Annotated in this window: 18 protein-coding genes and 1 pseudogene; 3 read left to right on the top strand and 16 right to left on the bottom strand. The window is 72.0% G+C overall.

What is annotated here, in order from left to right:
* Positions 1-113 precede the first annotated feature (113 nt).
* Together AC1C2V_RS15765 and AC1C2V_RS15760 are read right to left on the bottom strand one after the other, a co-directional pair.
* Positions 114-1,277 (bottom strand): GNAT family N-acetyltransferase, encoded by a 1,164-nt coding sequence (locus tag AC1C2V_RS15765; RefSeq protein ID WP_495390584.1) that lies wholly within the window; start codon positions 1,275-1,277, stop codon positions 114-116.
* Between the two features lie 32 nt (positions 1,278-1,309).
* Complete coding sequence (locus AC1C2V_RS15760; protein WP_495390583.1) at positions 1,310-2,554, bottom strand: winged helix DNA-binding domain-containing protein; 1,245 nt, start codon at positions 2,552-2,554, stop codon at positions 1,310-1,312.
* Positions 2,555-2,636: 82 nt separating this feature from the next.
* On the opposite strand from AC1C2V_RS15760, the gene AC1C2V_RS15755 reads away from it, so the two are divergent.
* Positions 2,637-3,191, top strand: a complete 555-nt coding sequence (locus AC1C2V_RS15755) for a GNAT family N-acetyltransferase (protein WP_495390582.1) — start codon at positions 2,637-2,639, stop codon at positions 3,189-3,191.
* Positions 3,192-3,228: 37 nt separating this feature from the next.
* Positions 3,229-3,828: a GNAT family N-acetyltransferase gene (locus tag AC1C2V_RS15750; RefSeq protein ID WP_495390581.1), complete on the top strand. Its 600-nt coding sequence runs from the start codon at positions 3,229-3,231 to the stop codon at positions 3,826-3,828.
* Position 3,829: 1 nt separating this feature from the next.
* Here the strand turns inward: AC1C2V_RS15750 and AC1C2V_RS15745 are convergent, their stop codons facing one another.
* The 14 genes and pseudogenes from AC1C2V_RS15745 to AC1C2V_RS15680 all read right to left on the bottom strand — a co-directional run bounded on the left by AC1C2V_RS15745 (position 3,830) and on the right by AC1C2V_RS15680 (position 14,641).
* Complete coding sequence (locus AC1C2V_RS15745) at positions 3,830-4,624, bottom strand: SDR family oxidoreductase (RefSeq protein ID WP_495390580.1); 795 nt, start codon at positions 4,622-4,624, stop codon at positions 3,830-3,832.
* Between the two features lie 856 nt (positions 4,625-5,480).
* Entirely contained in the window at positions 5,481-5,873 is a 393-nt protein-coding gene (locus AC1C2V_RS15740; protein WP_495390579.1) for a hypothetical protein, read from the bottom strand.
* Between the two features lie 268 nt (positions 5,874-6,141).
* Positions 6,142-6,417, bottom strand: a complete 276-nt coding sequence (locus tag AC1C2V_RS15735) for a hypothetical protein (RefSeq protein ID WP_495390578.1) — start codon at positions 6,415-6,417, stop codon at positions 6,142-6,144.
* Positions 6,418-6,473: 56 nt separating this feature from the next.
* Positions 6,474-6,794, bottom strand: a complete 321-nt coding sequence (locus tag AC1C2V_RS15730; protein WP_495390577.1) for a hypothetical protein — start codon at positions 6,792-6,794, stop codon at positions 6,474-6,476.
* 8 nt (positions 6,795-6,802) lie between these two features.
* Positions 6,803-7,303, bottom strand: coding sequence for a DoxX family protein (locus AC1C2V_RS15725; RefSeq protein WP_495390708.1), 501 nt, complete (start codon positions 7,301-7,303; stop codon positions 6,803-6,805).
* A 123-nt stretch (positions 7,304-7,426) separates the two neighbouring features.
* Positions 7,427-7,483: pseudogene (locus AC1C2V_RS15720) on the bottom strand (hypothetical protein); the annotation flags it as partial.
* A 265-nt stretch (positions 7,484-7,748) separates the two neighbouring features.
* The gene (locus AC1C2V_RS15715) at positions 7,749-7,898 is read right to left on the bottom strand and encodes a DUF1016 N-terminal domain-containing protein (protein ID WP_495390576.1); all 150 of its coding nucleotides are present in this window, start codon (positions 7,896-7,898) and stop codon (positions 7,749-7,751) included.
* A gap of 100 nt (positions 7,899-7,998) precedes the next feature.
* Entirely contained in the window at positions 7,999-10,389 is a 2,391-nt protein-coding gene (locus AC1C2V_RS15710; RefSeq protein WP_495390575.1) for an ATP-binding cassette domain-containing protein, read from the bottom strand.
* A gap of 186 nt (positions 10,390-10,575) precedes the next feature.
* Positions 10,576-11,043: a nitroreductase family deazaflavin-dependent oxidoreductase gene (locus tag AC1C2V_RS15705; protein WP_495390574.1), complete on the bottom strand. Its 468-nt coding sequence runs from the start codon at positions 11,041-11,043 to the stop codon at positions 10,576-10,578.
* Positions 11,044-11,048: 5 nt separating this feature from the next.
* Positions 11,049-11,459 (bottom strand): VOC family protein, encoded by a 411-nt coding sequence (locus AC1C2V_RS15700; protein WP_495390573.1) that lies wholly within the window; start codon positions 11,457-11,459, stop codon positions 11,049-11,051.
* 5 nt (positions 11,460-11,464) lie between these two features.
* On the bottom strand, positions 11,465-11,911 hold the full coding sequence (locus tag AC1C2V_RS15695) for a helix-turn-helix transcriptional regulator (protein WP_495390572.1): 447 nt from the start codon (positions 11,909-11,911) through the stop codon (positions 11,465-11,467).
* 75 nt (positions 11,912-11,986) lie between these two features.
* Positions 11,987-12,559 carry a GNAT family N-acetyltransferase gene (locus tag AC1C2V_RS15690; RefSeq protein ID WP_495390571.1) on the bottom strand — a complete coding sequence of 191 codons (573 nt, stop codon included), beginning with the start codon at positions 12,557-12,559 and terminating at the stop codon, positions 11,987-11,989.
* A 49-nt stretch (positions 12,560-12,608) separates the two neighbouring features.
* Complete coding sequence (locus AC1C2V_RS15685) at positions 12,609-14,216, bottom strand: multicopper oxidase family protein (protein ID WP_495390570.1); 1,608 nt, start codon at positions 14,214-14,216, stop codon at positions 12,609-12,611.
* Positions 14,213-14,641 carry a hypothetical protein gene (locus tag AC1C2V_RS15680; protein ID WP_495390569.1) on the bottom strand — a complete coding sequence of 143 codons (429 nt, stop codon included), beginning with the start codon at positions 14,639-14,641 and terminating at the stop codon, positions 14,213-14,215. The genes AC1C2V_RS15685 and AC1C2V_RS15680 overlap by 4 nt, the downstream gene beginning before the upstream one ends.
* 119 nt (positions 14,642-14,760) lie before the next feature.
* Between AC1C2V_RS15680 and AC1C2V_RS15675 the strand changes: the two genes are divergently transcribed.
* Complete coding sequence (locus AC1C2V_RS15675; RefSeq protein ID WP_495390568.1) at positions 14,761-15,942, top strand: sensor histidine kinase; 1,182 nt, start codon at positions 14,761-14,763, stop codon at positions 15,940-15,942.
* The last annotated feature ends 95 nt before the right edge of the window (positions 15,943-16,037 follow it).

Genomic DNA, 16,037 nt, shown 5'->3' with positions numbered 1-16,037 from the left:
CGTCGAAGCCGTCGGTTGAGCCTGTCGAGACCGTCGGTCGAGCCTGTCGAGACCGTCGGTCGAGCCTGTCGAGACCAGGTTTCGACAAGCTCAACCAGCGGGTATCGACAAGCTCAACCAGCGGCGAGGCGCCGCGTCGGCACGACGTCGGCGAGGGACGCCTGCAGGTCGGCCGAGCCGCCGGCGGGCCGGAAGCCGAGCGCCACGTTGATCGCGAGCATCGGCGCGTTCGTCTCGTTGTTCCACGTGGAGATGCGGCGGGTGTCGGGGCGCAGCCGGGTGTGCTCGCGCAGGTTCACGGCCTTCAGCAGCATGCCCAGCCGGTGCCCGCGGTGCTCGGGCAGCACCACGGTGCTGTCCTGCTCGGTGAGCTCGGGGCGATCGGCGTCCCAGATGAACAGCGTCATCCCCGCGAGGGTGCCGGTGGGCACGTGCTCCGCCACCGTCACCAGCGCGCCCTGCCCGCGCTCGGCGCGCTTGGCCTCCTCGAGCCGGATCCGCTGCCCGTCCCACTGCTCGACCTCCAGGGCGAGGCCACCGTTCGGCTCGTCCTCGGACAGGCGCTGCTCGAGGGCGGCGAGCTGGTCGACCCACGCCTCGGGCACCGGGTCCTGCCAGGTGTTCAGGCGGTAGGCGTCGCCCGCGTGCGCGGCGGCCTCGGCCACGAACCCCTCGACGACCTCGTCGGGCAGGGGGACGTCGAGCACGGAGCGTCGCGAGACGATCTCGAGCCCCAGCCCGGCGCGACGCGCGAGCCGCATCCCCGGCAGGTCGGCGGACACGAGGCCGTCTCCCTCCCGCGGCACGACGGCGTCCGGGGCGTCGGCGGGCGGCTCCTCGGCGAACTCGACCTCGGCGACGACGGTCGTGCGCCCCTCGGTGAGCGCGATCCGCCGCAGCCGGTCGGCGATCGCCGAGCCGATTCCCCGCCCGCGGTGCGACGGCAGCACCGCGATGCGGACGACGGCGAGGTGGCGGTTGTCCGTGACGGGCAACGTGAGGACCCCGTGCCCGACGACGCGCGGCGCCGCCCCGGGGGCGCCGGGACCGTCCTCGACCGCGACGAGGCGGTGGCGGCGCAGGTGCTCCTGGTGACGGTCGCCCACGAGGAGGTCGACGGCGCGGGGCGGGAAGTCGTCGTGACCGAGGTCGGCGAGCGCGACGGTGCGCTCGAGCTCGGCGATGCCGTGGTACGCCCAGGCGTCCGAGACGTCGAGCGTGTCCGGCCGGGGCGGGTCGACGAGGCGCCACGTCGGTGTGGCCGCTGCGGTGTTCATGCCCCTAGGGTGCGTCGCGGGCCGCGGCACCGTCACGCCAATTCTGCGCCGCCAGCAGCCATCGAACTGGTGGCCGGGCCCGGCAGGCGCCGCACCTGCGCGGCGTCCGGCAGCTTCGCCCACCAGTGGTCGTAGCGGCGGTACGGGTGCCGGTCCCGGTCGCCGAGCATCGCCAGCAGCGACGCCGCCTCGTCGGCCAGCGCCGCCCACACGGCGTCGGGCAACGGCGTGAACGCATGTGCCTCGACGCACGGCGCCCCGTCGGCGTCGTCGACCGTGCGCCAGACGCCCGCCACGTACCCGTCGACGAGCAGGGTCGGCAGGATGTCGCCGTTCAGGCGGGTCACGACCCGGCGGTACTCGGCGGGGATGAGGCGGCTGCGGTCCAGGTAGGCGAGCAGGGCGTTGTCCCACATGCCCAGCAGACGCGGCGGCGCCGGGGTCTCCGCCGCCGGGCGCAGGCCGCCCGGGACGTCGAGGAGCACCATGCCGTCGGGGCCCTCGAGCACCTCGAGCTCGTCGCCGAGCGCCGCCACCGCGGCGCGCACGCGGGCCCGTTGCACGGTGAGGAAGTGCGCGACGTCGAGCACGGACGCGGGGCCGAACGCCTCCAGGTAGCGCCGCACCAAGGGCACGAGGGCGGCGTCGGGTTCGCCGTCCAGCTCCGCCGGCACGGAGTCCTCGACGTCCGGTACCGCCACCGACTCGAAACCTGGCGCCGGCAGCCACGCGACCTTCGTCCCGAACGACCACGGGGCGTCGGTGGGCGCATGCACGAAGGGCCCGTAGTGCCGCAGCGCCCACCAGGCGCGCTTGCCGCCCTCGGGGTGGATCGCGTCGATCCACCCCACCAGCTCGTCCGCCGGGCGCGGCCGGTCGAGCAGCTCGAGCAGCCGGGGCCGCAGCGCGTCCGCGTCCGCGGGCGTGAGGCCGGTGTCCGTGAACCGGCGGTCGCCCAGGCGGGCGCCGCGCAGGGTGGGCTGCATGGCCGTGCGGAATCCGGGATGGTCCGCGGCGCCCACGGTGTGCAGGGTGATGCGCAGCAGCGTGCCCCGCACCAACGCCCGGCGGGCGTAGGCGGCGTCGAGGTCCGCGGGGTCGAAGTCAGCCACCCGGTTCCACAGCGCGAGGTACGGCGACGCGGGGTGCTGGGCCTGCAGCGCGACGAGGCGGCGCACCGCCGTCGTGGTCCCGCCGGGCCCAGGGAACGGCTCCCGGCGCAGCAGCAGCTGCCTGGCAAGGGTGGCCCGGTTGAGCTGGCGCGGCGCGATCGTCATCCGCCCAGGATCGCCGCCCGGTGCCGCGGCCCGCCACCCCTCGGCGCGTGCCGGCGAGCGCGGCAGGCTAGGGTGCCTCTCCGTGACGACCGAGACACCCCTACCGGTGACCACAGGTCGGCTCGTGCTGCGCGCGTACCGGCCGGAGGACCTCGAGCCCCTGCTCTCCTACTACTCCGACCCGGAGGTGGCGCGCTACCTGCTCGAGGAACCGTGGACGCCCGCGGACGGCGAGACCCAGCTCGCCAAGCGCCTGGCACGTACCGGGATCGACGGCCCCGGCTCCGCCCTCGCGCTGATCGTGGAGCACGACGGCCAGGTGATCGGCGACGTCTCCCTGTGGACGACGGGCGACACCGTCTCGCGTGGCGAGATCGGCTGGACGTTCCACCCCGAGCACACCGGCCAGGGCTTCGCGACGGAGGCCGCGCGCGCCGTCCTCGACCTTGCCTTCGACTTCTACCGCATGCACCGCGTGGTGGCGCAGCTCGACGCCCGCAACGCACCGTCCGCCCGGCTGTGCGAGCGGGTCGGGATGCACCGCGAGGGTTACCTGCGCCAGGACTGGTGGTCCAAGGGCGAGTGGACCGACACGCTCGTCTACGGCCTGCTCGCCGCGGACCGGAAGGCCGGCTGACCCCACCCGCGACGAGCTCGCGGTGCACGATGGGGCGATGACGTCCGACATCGTCGTCCGACCCGCCAACGAGGCCACCTGGCACGACCTCCAGGCCGTCTTCGGCCCCCGCGGCGAGGCCGCGCGCTGCCAGTGCCGGTGGTTCCAGACCCCCTCCGCCGAGTGGCGCGAGTCCGCCCGCGAGGAGCGCGAGGCCGAGCTGCGCCGCGACACACACTGCGGCGATCCGGCCGCCGACACGACGAGCGGGCTGATCGCCTACCTCGACGGCGAGCCGGCCGGGTGGTGCGCCGTCGAGCCCCGCACCGCGTACGTCCGGCTGCGCACGGCGCGGGTGCCCTGGTCGGGCCGCGAGGAGGACAAGGACGACGACGGCGTGTGGGCCGTGGTCTGCTTCGTCACCCGCGCCGGGTATCGGCGGCGCGGGATCAGCGCGGCCCTCACGGCCGCCGCCGTCGAGCACGCCCGCTCGCGAGGCGCGCGCGCCGTCGAGGGCTACCCGATGGTGATCGGGCCCGACTACAAGGACTCGTGGGGCGAGCTGTACGTGGGGGTGGCGTCGGTGTTCGAGGCCGCGGGGTTCCGCGAGGTGAGCCGCCCGACGTCACGCCGTGCGGTGATGCGCGTCGACCTGTGAGTCACCGCCGCTCGACGTGCTCCGCGAGGAACTCCGCCCACGTCTGCTTGCCGACCGCACGGTCCGGGGCCAGGTTGGCACCCGCCGCGTACGCGCGGGACGCGCCGCCCGGCACCCGGACCGGCACGGTCGGGCGCCGGGAGCCGACGGCGTCGAGGTAGCCGCGCACCATCGCCCGGAACGTGTGCACCTCCGGGCCGGCGACGTCGGGCACCCGGCCCTGCGGCTCACCGAGCGCCAGCTCCACGAGCCGTGCCGCCACCTCGTCGGCCGCGATCGGCTGCGCCCGCCAGCCCGAGGGCGTCGGCACCACGGGCAGCTTCGCGAGGCCCCGGGCGGCAATGAGCACCAGCTCGTGGAACTGCGTGGCGCGCAGGTTGGTCCACGGGATCCCGGAGCGCTCCAGCACGCGCTCCTGCGCCAGTTTGCTCGGCATGTAGCCGAGCACGCGGCGGTCGAAGCCGGTCCGCACCGGCACCTTCTCCGCGCCCACCACCGAGATATTCACCAGGTGCGGCCGCGTGCCCGCCTCGCGGATCGCGCGCACCAGCGTCTCCGCGGTCGCCTCGTTGTGCAGCTGGTCGCCGGCCAGGTGCACGACGACCTCCGCGTCGCGCACCGCTGCCGTCAGGCCTTCGCCCGTCGTCCAGTCCGCGACCGCGTACCGCACACCGTCCCCCGCCGCGTGCGGGCTGCGGCTGACGACCCGCACCTCCTCGCCCGCCCGCACCAGCCGCGGCACCACCAGCCTTCCGAGGTGCCCCGTGCCGCCGGTGACCACGATGCGTGAGCTCATCTGCCGTCCTCCTCCGTCGTCGCGCTGTCCGCGCGTCCTGCACCTCCGACGATGCGGAGGGCGAGGACGTGACGAGTGGCACGGGGCTCCGAGTGAGACCGACCGTGTACTGGGACCACAGCGACATGAGGGTCCGGCTGCGCACCCATGCCGGAGATGATCTGTGCCACCTCGCAGCAAGCCACCCGGACTCTAAAATCGGTGACCTTCACCAATCACACGGTTCACTTTCTAGATTGTTCCAGGATGGCACCGAGTCCAAATTCCATGACATGCACGAGCACTGTGACTGCGAGCGCTGTCCATGCTCCGACGAGCAGATTCGCAATAATGACGGCACCCAGCGAGAGAACCCAGCCGGCACCTAGCATTGAAACAGCGGCTCCGCGACCAGCCTTTGCTTCAAATCTGCGAACATATCGCACTGGTGAGGACGCATCATGCCGTCGTGCGAACAATGCGTGAGCAAGTACGCCGCTCGGCAGACTAGCGGCCGCGGCTGCCACCACCATCGCCCCGTACCCAATAACTGCGCCGCCAAGCGTCACGGCAATCGCCAGAACGTATGTGCCAATCCATCGGGCGCTACTAATTCTTTCCATGGTCCTCGTCGAGCGCTGACCCGCATTACCTGATTCAGCCATCATGGTTGCCCGCCAAAGACCATCTCGAACCGCCGATCATCGTCCCTCTACCTCTCGTCGCTACCCAACCCAGCTATCGACGCCATCGACGCGCCGAACGTATCCCGCCCAACTTCGAGGCAGGATACGCATCAGATTCTCGACGTCGTCCCCGGTGTAGGCCGCGTGCAGCACCGAACAAGACGAGGCCCTGAACTTCGTCCGCAATGCCGCTATCCCTCGCCCTTGCGGGTGAACTCGCGCGCAAGAAGGAGTTCAATCGCCAGCAAAGGAATGCAGACTGCTGCCGCAGATTGGGCCGCCCCGGTCCGCTCGGCGAGCCACACCACGCTGGCGATGAGCGCAACCTGTGTCGCAACAAGGAGCACGATCACGGCGAGCCTTCTATCCGAGCCGCGACCGCGCGCCAGGCGCTGCCATCGGTTCTTTAGCAGCCAATGGAAGCCCATAGGCATGGAGATTGCCCCGAATGCAACGGGAACCCAGATCACGATTGACACCGAGAATATGGCACCAAGAAAGATCGCGCCAATACAAACCACTAATGTCATTACGTCCCTAGACCGCCAGAACGCCTGATCCATTTCACGGAGCTTCTTATTCACTTCTGACACGTCATCGCCCTCGATTCGTCGCCATACCTTCACCAGCGGCGATCAACGCCCATCCAGGCTCTGACCAGCGAGTTGGCAGAAAGTTACCGCGGCAAACCAAGGCCTGAAGAGATTCGTAGCGGGTGAAAACCCGACCCGGCACGTGATGATGGTCACAGCAGGCATGATTCGGCAGTCGGGCGCCCCGGAAGGACGATGCCTCCAGCGCGCCGGTCCTGCAGTCGGAGCAGGGCCAAAACCAGGGTGTCGCGGATGTCGGTCAGCTCCGGCGTCGGCTCCCGACGACCGCTTCCAGGACGCGCGCGGCCAGCGCTTCGTGAACCGCGACGTTCGGGTGCAGGCCGTCGTCGCCGAGAGCGTTCGGGCCGACGCCGGACAGCACCGTCGAGCTGTCGACGACGAGATCGTTCGTCGCGGGCAGCCTGTCGGCGAGGGCACGCAGGCCGTCGTTCCTCCAACCGATCCCGGAGCCGCGGAAGAACGGGAACCGGCCGACGCGGGCCTCGTCGACTGGGTCGGCCTCACCCACACCCACGAGGCCCCGTCGTTCGGGAGGGCTCGTGCCCGCAGCTCGCTGAGGTTGCGCAGCGTCTACCAGGAGAGGTCCGTCGAGGGCTCTAGGAGCACCCGCAGGATCTCGAACCAGGACTGCCGGTCGGCCATGGTGCTCTCGCCGACGGCGACCAGGTGGGTGCCAGCTCTGAACGGGACCTCGCGCAGGAAGGCGTCGACGGGCGGCCGGCCGGCGACTCGGGCGGCGGCAGGCGTGCGCTGGCGGTCGAGCTCGTCGAGGAGCGACCGGAACTCCGACTCCTCGGCCCCGAAGTTGCCGGACAGGGTTCGTGCGCTGAGGTTCTGGGCGAAGGGGAGCACCCGCTCCGGTCGTTGGAACCGGACCAGCCTCTCGAGCATCGGGCTGATCATCGGGTCCCCTGCCTCGCCTGGGCGTCCGGCACCGGCCCGGATCGCCGCATCCACCCGAACTCGCCGGTCACTCGCGGGATCGTCCCGAGATCGTTCCAGTCGACCGGTCGCGTGGCGAAGGCCAGGATCGCCGCCAGTGCCAGGTGCAGCGGCGCGGAGAAGCTCTCGAACAGCGGGTCCTGATTCACGAGGTGGGTGACCAGGCCGCCCGCGGTGATAGTCATCAGCAGGGCCGCGCCGAGGAATCGGAATCGTGGGATGAGCAGCGCTGCGGCCCCGACCAGCTCGCCCAGCCCCACGGGGAACCGGAACCAGGACGGGTACCCCCAGTCCACGAACTTCACCGAGTAGGGCGGGCCGAAGAAGGTCTCACCGGGCAGGAACTTGGTGACCGCTCCCACGGTGAACGACACGACCAGCCAGACGATGAGGGCGATGAGAAGTCGGCGACGCCACTGCGCGGCAGGTGGGGTGGCTTCTGAGGTGATGGTTGTCATGTCAGCCACGCTAGGGAGGCAGGCGACGCCCGGGCTTCTCGATTCCTGATGGATCGTGCACGGGATCCCGATGGTCGGAGCGTGCACGTCCGGGCGACGAAGCTCACCGTCCACGGCGGCGACGTAGGCGCCGAGTTGCCCGACGAACGCCGGCTTTAACGGACCGACCTTGAGCTCCACCACGACGTACCGCGGCTGTTCCACGTGGAACAGCAGGAGGTCCACCGAACTCGGCCCCTTCACCGAGCGGCAGATGGAACTGCCGTCCGACCAGCGCCATGCCGCGACCGAACTCCAGGAGGGTGTCCTGCCCCGAGTGCCCCGCGTAGGTTCATCGCGATCTGGTACTCGAGGACGCTCCGCGACCAGGCGTCCACACCGCCGCCCGCTCGGCGTACCAGTCGCGGTCCTCGCGGCCGTCGAGGCGGTCGAGCAGCGCCCGCATCTACATGAGGTTCGACCGCGACCAACCGCGCTGATCGGGGAACTCGCGTTTGAGGTCTGCGGCGAGGCGGTCGACGACCTTGCTGCCCCAACCCGCGTGCTGCTGGCGATCGAGGATGTCCCGCCCGATCGACCAGTACAGACGCAGCACCTCGGTGTTCGCAGCCCACGGCAGCAAGACTCGTCGGTCGAGCTCGTCGAGACCACGGACCGGGTTTCGACAAGCTCAACCGGCGGATCGTGCCGACGACTCAGCTACCCACGTAGTCGGCCAGGTGCTCGCCGGTGATGGTGGACCTCGCGGCCACGAGGTCGGCGGGCGTGCCCTCGAAGACGACCTTTCCGCCGTCGTGCCCGGCGCCGGGCCCGATGTCGATGATCCAGTCGGCGTGCGCCATCACGGCCTGGTGGTGCTCGATGACGATGACGGACTTGCCGGCGTCCACCAGCCGGTCGAGGAGGCCCAGCAGGTTCTCGACGTCGGCCAGGTGCAGGCCGGTGGTGGGCTCGTCGAGGATGTACACACCGCCGGGGTCGCCCATGTGCATGGCGAGCTTGAGCCGCTGCCGCTCGCCGCCGGACAGGGTGTTGAGCGGCTGGCCGAGCTTCACATAGCCGAGGCCGACGTCCTCCAGGTGCGCCAGGATCTTGTGCGCAGCGGGGATCTTCGCCTCGCCCTCGCGGAAGAACGCGTGCGCGCGGGCCACGGACAGGTCGAGCACCTCGGCGATGTTCAGCCCGCCGAGTCGGTACTCCAGCACCGAGGCCATGAACCGCTTGCCGCCGCAGTCCTCGCAGGGCGTCTCGACGGTCTCCATGAAGCCGAGCTCGGTGTAGATGCGCCCGTTGCCCTTGCAGGTGGGGCACGCGCCCTCGGAGTTGGCGCTGAACAGGGCGGGCTTGACGCCGTTGGCCTTGGCGAACGCCTTGCGGATCGGCTCGAGCAGGCCGGTGTACGTGGCGGGGTTGGAGCGGCGCGAGCCCTTGATCGCACCCTGGTCGACGACGACCACGCCCTCGCGCCCGGCGAGGTTGCCGTGGATCAGGGAGCTCTTGCCGGAGCCGGCGACGCCCGTGACGACGGTCAGGACGCCGGTCGGCACGTCGACGTCGACGTCCCGCAGGTTGTTCTGCGACGCCCCGCGGATCTCCAGCGCGCCCGACGGCGTGCGCACCGACTCCTTGACCTGGGCGCGGTCGTCGAGGTGGCGGCCCGTGAGGGTGCCGCTAGCGCGCAGGCCCTCGACCGTGCCCTCGAAGCAGACCGTGCCGCCGTCCGTCCCGGCGCCGGGGCCGAGGTCGATCACGTGGTCGCCGACCGCGATCGCCTCGGGCTTGTGCTCGACGACGAGAACCGTGTTGCCCTTGTCGCGCAGGTCGACCAGCAGGGAGTTCATCCGCTGGATGTCGTGCGGGTGCAGGCCGATGGTGGGCTCGTCGAAGACGTAGGTGACGTCGGTCAGCGCGGACCCGAGGTGCCGGATCATCTTGGTGCGCTGCGCCTCGCCGCCGGACAGCGTGCCCGCGGGCCGGTCCAGCGACAGGTACCCGAGGCCGATCTCGACGAACTTGTCGAACAGGTGCAGCAGGCTCCGGACCAGGGGTGCCACGCCCGGGTCGTCGACGCCCCGCGCCCAGGTGGCGGCGTCCGTGATCTGCATCGAGCACACGTCCGCGATGCTGGCGCCGTTGACCTTGGCCGACCGAGCGGACTCGTTGAGCCGGGAGCCGCCGCAGGCCGGGCACGGCACGAACACGGCCGCCCGCTCGACGAACGCTCGGACGTGCGGCTGCAGCGACTCGGGGGCCTTGCTGAAGATCGACTCACGGAGCTTGGGGATGAGGCCCTGGTAGGTCATGTTCATCCCCAGCGCCTTGATCTTCTCCTTCTCCCGGTACAGGAAGTCGTGGCGCTCGGTCTCCGTGTAGTCGCGGACCGGCTTGTCGCCGTCGAGCAGGCCCGTCTCGGAGAAGCCCTTGACCATCCAGCCGTCCGCCTTGTAGCCGGGCACGAGGATCGCGCCGTCGCGCAACGACCTCGACTCGTCGACGATGACGGACAGGTCGAGGTCGGAGACCGTGCCGCGGCCCTCGCACTCGGGGCACATGCCGCCCAGGTACACCTGGTTGCGCACGACCTTCTTGTCGGTCTTGCCCTCGGCCTTGTCCGTGCTGAACACGCCGCTCGCCGTCGACGTCGGGATGTTGAACGAGAAGGCGGTGGGCGGCCCCACGTACGGGTCGCCGATGCGGCTGAACAGGTTGCGCAGCATGGCGTTCGCGTCGGTGACGGTGCCGACCGTCGACCGCACGTTGGCGCCCATCCGCTCCTGGTCCACCAGGATCGCGGTGGTGATGCCCTCAAGCACGTCGACGTCCGGGCGCGGCAGCGACGGCATGAAGCCCTGCACGAACGTCGAGTACGTCTCGTCGATGAGTCGCCGCGACTCGGCGGCGATCGTCGCGAACACCAGCGAGCTCTTGCCCGACCCGGAGACCCCGGTGAAGACGGTGAGCCGCCGCTTCGGGATCTCGACGTCGACGTCACGCAGGTTGTTCTCGCGCGCGCCCTGCACGCGGATGACGTCGTGCGCGTCGGCGGCGTGGGACGACGTGGTGCTCGGGGATTCCGTGGCGGTCACCTGGGGTATCTCCTTCGGGTCGAGTTGCCGGTCGAGCCTGCGCCGTCCTGAGCCTGTCGAAGGGTCGACACCTGGTTTCGACAGGCTCAACCAGCGGTGTCTCGACAGGCTCGACCGGCGGCTCGACCGGCGAGGTCTCGACAGGCTCAACCATGGAGGGCCTGAGGCCCGGGATGCACACGGCGGTCAGGCCTCGGCCGGCGTGAGTCGGACGACCGGGTACGGCCGGTCGCTCTTGCGCTGGTGCTTGTCGATGGTCGGGGCCGCTGCGGCGATGCGGGGCCAGACCACGGCCCGCTCCGCGTCGTCGAGCACGTGCGGCGTCACCGGGACGGTGCCGCCGCCGTGCAGCTCCACGGCGACCTGCTCCGGGTGCGCGGTCAGGTTGGCGAACCAGCCGGGGTTGCGGCTGCCGCCGCCGGAGGCGACGACCAGCCGGCCGCCCTCGCCGTCGTCGAACCAGGCCAGGGGGTTCTCCCTCGGCTCGCCGGTGCGGCGCCCGACCGTGTGCAGGACCAGCAGGTCCATGCCCATCATCTGCGCCCCCTTGCGCCGGATCTTGGCGGCCGTCGAGGCGTTCGCCTTGCGCTGCATCCACAGCGACAGCGCGCCGGGGGTGCCCTTCGGGCGTCGTGCCTGCTCCGTCGAGGTCATGGCGATCACCGGACCTCGTCGATGCGGACCATGTTGCCCGCGGGGTCGCGGAACGCGCAGTCGCGCACGCCCCACGGCTGCTCGGTGGGCTCGGAGACGACCTCGGTGTCGGCGGCCTGGAGCCGCTCGAAGGTGCCGTCGAGGTCCTTCGTAGCGAGGATGATCGACTGGTAGCTGCCCTTGGCCATCAGCTCGCGGATGGTGCGCTGCTCGTCCTCGGTGATGCCGGGGTCAGCGGCGGGCGGGTTCAGCACGAGCCGGACGTCGGGCTGCGACGGCGCGACGAACGTGAGCCAGCGCATCTCGCCCTTGCCGACGTCCATGGCCAGGTCGAAGCCGAGCAGGTCGCGGTAGAAGGCCAGCGAGGCCTCCGGATCGGTGTGCGGGAGGAACGTGGTGTGAATGGTGATGTCCATGGATTTCACGCTAGATGCACGTCCGTGGCCGGCGCTTCTCGATTCCTGATCGGTCTGGTGGCCTGCTTGGTGACGCACGACGGCAGCTCGCCCGCCCCCGCCGACCGGGCCCGCCGGGCGTACTCGCTGGGCGACATGCCCACCAGCTCCGTGAAGCGCGTGCTGAACGTGCCCAGCGAGGAGAACCCCACGGCGAAGCACACCTCGGTGACGTTGAGGTCGCCCCGCCGCAGCAGGGTCATCGCGCGCTCGATGCGCCGCGTCATCAGGTAGCTGTACGGCGACTCGCCGAACGCCTGCTTGAACTGGCGGCTCAGGTGGCCGGCCGACACGTGCACGCCGCGCGCCAGCGCCTCGACGTCGAGCGGCTGGGCGAACTCCCGGTCCATGCGGTCGCGGACGCGGCGCAGCAGCGCGAGGTCGCGCAGGTGGTCGGCGTCACTGCTGGTCACGGTGCGATGCTTCCACGGCCCTCCGACACCCGCCCAGCGGTCCGCGGCTGCCCCGACGGTGGTGTTCGGTCGGCGTCACTCCGCGAACCGCGCGTGCAGGTGCATGTCGTGCCAGCCGTCGGCGTGGCGCACGGACTCGCGCAGCACGCCCTCGGCGGCGAAGCCGGCCTTCTCGGCCACGCGGCACGACGGCGGGTTGGCGGTGGAGTGCACCAGCTCCAGCCGGTGGAAGCCCCGGCCGAAGGCCCAGCGGGACGCCGCCGCGAGCGCGGCCGGCGCCACCCCGCGGCCGCGGGCGCCCGGGGCCGTCCAGTAGGCCAGGACGCCGACCCCGTGCGGGTCGAACGTCTTGACGACCATGCGGCCCAGCACGGTGTCGTCCGCGGCGTCGGCCACCGCCCAGCTCGATTCGGTGCCCTTCTCCCAGCCGCGACGCCAGCCCTCGAGGATCTCGCGCGCCTCGTCGTCCGTGTCGAGCGTGCGCACGTGCCACCGCCTGATCGCCTCGTCCTCGTACACCGCGCGCACGGCGGGCGCGTCGTCGACCGGGCGCCAGGGGCGCAGCATCGCGCGCGCCGCGGGCACGTCGAGCACGGGCTGCTCGGGGTCTGTGAAGGGCGCGAACGTCACGGGCAGCAGCGTGGGCATCTCGCGATCCTGGCACCGCGCCGCGCGCCGTGCCAGCACCTTTGCCTGCTCAGCCGTGGTCGTGGCCGGCGACGGACCGCCGCGGGCCGTACCCGTCCCCCACGGCCTTTCCCGTCGTGCCCGCGTGGTCGGCGTGGTCGGCGTGTCCGGTCAGGTGCTCCGACGGCCCTGGCTGCGCGTCCGAGCCCGGCTCGACGACGAGCAGCTGGCCCATCATCCCCTCGTCCTCGTGCAGCAGCATGTGGCAGTGGTACATGTACGGCAGCCGAGAGTCGGTGTAGTCGTCGAACCGCATCAGCAGCCGGTACGTGCGGTTCGGTTCCAGGTAGACGGTGTCCTTGGGGCCCGCGAGCTCGGGCGGCGGTGCCTTCCCGTCGATCGTCAGCACCCGGAACTGCACGTCGTGCACGTGGAAGCTGTGCGGCATGGGAATGGTGTTGCGCACCTCCCACACCTCCGTGTCGCCGACCGTCGCGACCTCGTCGATGCGCCCGGCGTCCATCTCCTCGCCGTTGATGGTGCGCTCGTCGAGGTCGAACGTGCGGCGCACGGTGGCCTCTTCCTCGTGCAGCGCGTCCTCGTCGGCGTGCTCCGACGGCTCCCACGACGGCTCCGGGGACGGCGCAAGCTGGTCCGCCGCGCGCAGCTCCAGCACGTCGAACGCGTCGTTGCCGCCCATCGCGAACGGCGCGGCGACGCCGCCGAGGTCGGCCTCGAACGAGTGCAGGCGGGCGCTCTCGCCCGGGGACATCGCGACCACCACCTCGGCCCGCTCCCCCGGCGCGAGCCGCACCTGGTCCAGGCGGACCGGGGCGTCGAGCAGCCCGCCGTCCGTCGCGACGAGGTCCATGTCCCGGTCCTCGAAGCCAAGGGCGTAGGTGCGCGCCGTCGAGCCGTTGAGCAGCCGCAGCCGCACCCGCTCGGTCGTGACCTGCTGGTACGCGCCCGCGACGCCGTTCGTCACCACCGTGCCGCCGAGCGTGCCCGGCTCGCCGCCGTCGTCCTTCAGCTCGAGCTGCCCGTCGTCGTCGAGCACCTTGTCCTGCATGACGACGGGCACGTCGTCGACGCCGTACTCCTGCGGCAGGTCGGCGGCGCGCGAGGCGTCGTCGTCGAGCAGGAACAGCCCCGCGAGGCCGCGGTACACCTGGTCCTCCGTCTCGCCGTGCGGGTGCGGGTGGTACCAGAGCGTCGCGGCAGGCTGGTCGATCGTCCAGGCCGGGCGCCACGTCCCGCCGGGCTCGACCGGCTGGTGCGGCCCGCCGTCCATCGCGGCGGGCAGGTGCATGCCGTGCCAGTGCACGCTGGTCGTGGCGCCCAGGTCGTTCGTCACCTCGACGGCGACCTTCTCGCCGCGCTCGGCCCGCAGCGTGGGGCCGAGGTAGGGACCGTCGTAACCCCAGGTCCGGGTCTCGACGCCGGGCAACAGCTCCGTCGTCCCCTCCTGGGCGGTCAGGTGGAACGTGCGCACCCCGTCGACCACCTCCGACTCCGCGAGCGGCGGGATCGGGAGCTCGCGCGTGAACTCAGGCTCGTCCACCGTCGTCACCGAGCCGGGGATGCCGCCGCACCCGGCGGCCAGGAGCGCGACGACGGCTGCGAGCGCCGCCGCCGTCCCCCGCCTGTGCCGCGACCGGCGAGTCGTCCCCCGGGTCATCGGGCGTCGTCCCGCCTTGCCGAGCCCCACGCCCGCTGGATGCCGAGCGCGATCACGCCGGCGAGCGCGCCCCAGCCGGCGTCCATCGCCAGTGCGGGGATCGCCGTCCACGCGGCGCCACCGCCCATGCCCGCGCCCCCGAAGAGGGTGGACACGAGGATGGTGACGACGCCGAACGCGAGGCCCGTCATGGTCAGGGTCAGCACGGGCCGCGGCACGCGCCCGAACCCGACCACGCCGATCCACACGACGGCGGTGATCGCGATGATGCCGAGCGCGCGCGGCGCGCCCGAGCCGCCGATGCCGGCGAGCCCGGTGAGCGGCCAGAGCAGCGCCATCGACGCGAGCCCGGCCACGAGCGGCCAGGAGATGCCGGCCGTCGGCCTGGGGTCGGAGGTCTGCGGGAGGGGCTGGTTCGAGGTCATGGCTCGACGATCCCGCCGGAGCCCTGCCCGCCACATCGGCCCGGGAGCGTCTCCTGGTGTCGCCCCGGGGCGACACCGACCCTGACCCACCCCGGGGTGGCGTCACCTAGCCTGGCGGCATGACCTCGTCGATGCGGTCCGCCGGGATGCCCGCGCCGCCGAGCCCGTGGGTGACCGACGCCGTGCTGGCCCTGGCGACGACGCTGGTGATCGCCGTCGTCATCGCCGCGGACGGCGAGGGCATGGGCGGCACCGGGCCGGCGGCGTTCCTGTTCGCCGTGGGCTTCGGCGCACTGGTGCTGCTGCGCCGACGGGCCCCGCGCGTGATGCTCGTCGCGACGTTCCTCGGCGTGTGCGCCTACTACGCGCTGGGTTTCGCCCCGATCGGCATGGTGCTGCCGGCCGTCGCCGCGCTCTACGCCGCCGCCGAGCGCGGCCGCACGGGCTGGGCCGTCGGCACGGGCGTCGTGCTGATCGCCGTCGCCACCTATTTCCGGCTGGACGAGACCGACCCCAGCGCCTACCTGACCTCCTACGACCTGGTCACGAACGTCGCCCTCACCGCCGCGGCGGTGGGCCTCGGCGCTGCCGTCCGCCTCGCCCGCGACTCCCGCGAGCGCACCGCGCTGGTCCGGGACCTCACCGCCGCCGAGGAGGCGCACGCCGCTGCGGAGCGGCTGCAGGACGAGCGCCTGCGCATCGCCCGTGACCTGCACGACACCGTGGGCCACAACCTGTCGGTGGTCGCTCTGCACGCGGGCGTCGCGGCGGAGGCGGTCGGGCGGGACGACGACGCCGCACGGGGCGCGCTCGCGCACGTCCGGGAGGCGACGTCCGGCACGCTCGACGAGCTGCGGGCCACCGTCAAGGTGCTGCGCGGGCCCGGGCCGGCGGGAGCCGCGTCACGACGACCGGTGGTCGCCGGCCTGCGCGGCGTGGACGCGCTCCTCGAGCCGGCCCGGGCGGCGGGCCTGGACGTGGAGGCCGCCGTGACGGTGCGGCCGGGGGCGGTGTCCGACGCGACCGACGCGACCGCGTACCGGATCGTGCAGGAGGCGCTGACCAACGTGGTGCGCCATGCCGGAGCGCGGCGCGTGCGCGTGGAGGCCGCCGTCGCGGACGGCGTGCTGCGACTGTCCGTGGCGGACGACGGTCATGGCGCCGGGCCGCGGGCCTCGGCCGGCGCGGGTCTCGCCGGGATGCGCGAGCGGGCCGGCCTGCTGGGCGGCGCGCTCGACGCGCGGGACGCACCCGGTGGCGGGTTCGCCGTCGTCGCCGAGCTCCCGGCGTACCCCGGCTGAGCCCGGCTGCCCCCCGAACACGACGGTGCGGCAGTTTCGGCACGGTGCGGCAGTTCGAACTGCCGCACCGAACTCAAACTGCCGCACCGTCGCGC

The sequence above is a fragment of the Isoptericola sp. Y541 genome (assembly GCF_059445465.1).
The sequence above is the reverse complement of the archived record's forward strand: the minus strand, read 5'-3'. Positions and strand labels throughout refer to the sequence as shown.

Bases quoted from the DNA above. Each gene is read 5' to 3' on its own strand.
- AC1C2V_RS15765 (WP_495390584.1), bottom strand. From the start codon at position 1,277: ATGAACACCGCAGCGGCCACACCGACGTGGCGCCTCGTCGACCCGCCC.
- AC1C2V_RS15760 (WP_495390583.1), bottom strand. From the start codon at position 2,554: ATGACGATCGCGCCGCGCCAGCTCAACCGGGCCACCCTTGCCAGGCAG.
- AC1C2V_RS15750 (WP_495390581.1), top strand. From the start codon at position 3,229: ATGACGTCCGACATCGTCGTCCGACCCGCCAACGAGGCCACCTGGCAC.
- AC1C2V_RS15745 (WP_495390580.1), bottom strand. From the start codon at position 4,624: ATGAGCTCACGCATCGTGGTCACCGGCGGCACGGGGCACCTCGGAAGG.
- AC1C2V_RS15730 (WP_495390577.1), bottom strand. From the start codon at position 6,794: ATGCTCGAGAGGCTGGTCCGGTTCCAACGACCGGAGCGGGTGCTCCCC.
- AC1C2V_RS15725 (WP_495390708.1), bottom strand. From the start codon at position 7,303: ATGACAACCATCACCTCAGAAGCCACCCCACCTGCCGCGCAGTGGCGT.
- AC1C2V_RS15705 (WP_495390574.1), bottom strand. From the start codon at position 11,043: ATGACCTCGACGGAGCAGGCACGACGCCCGAAGGGCACCCCCGGCGCG.
- AC1C2V_RS15700 (WP_495390573.1), bottom strand. From the start codon at position 11,459: ATGGACATCACCATTCACACCACGTTCCTCCCGCACACCGATCCGGAG.
- AC1C2V_RS15690 (WP_495390571.1), bottom strand. From the start codon at position 12,559: ATGCCCACGCTGCTGCCCGTGACGTTCGCGCCCTTCACAGACCCCGAG.
- AC1C2V_RS15685 (WP_495390570.1), bottom strand. From the start codon at position 14,216: ATGACCCGGGGGACGACTCGCCGGTCGCGGCACAGGCGGGGGACGGCG.
- AC1C2V_RS15680 (WP_495390569.1), bottom strand. From the start codon at position 14,641: ATGACCTCGAACCAGCCCCTCCCGCAGACCTCCGACCCCAGGCCGACG.
- AC1C2V_RS15675 (WP_495390568.1), top strand. From the start codon at position 14,761: ATGACCTCGTCGATGCGGTCCGCCGGGATGCCCGCGCCGCCGAGCCCG.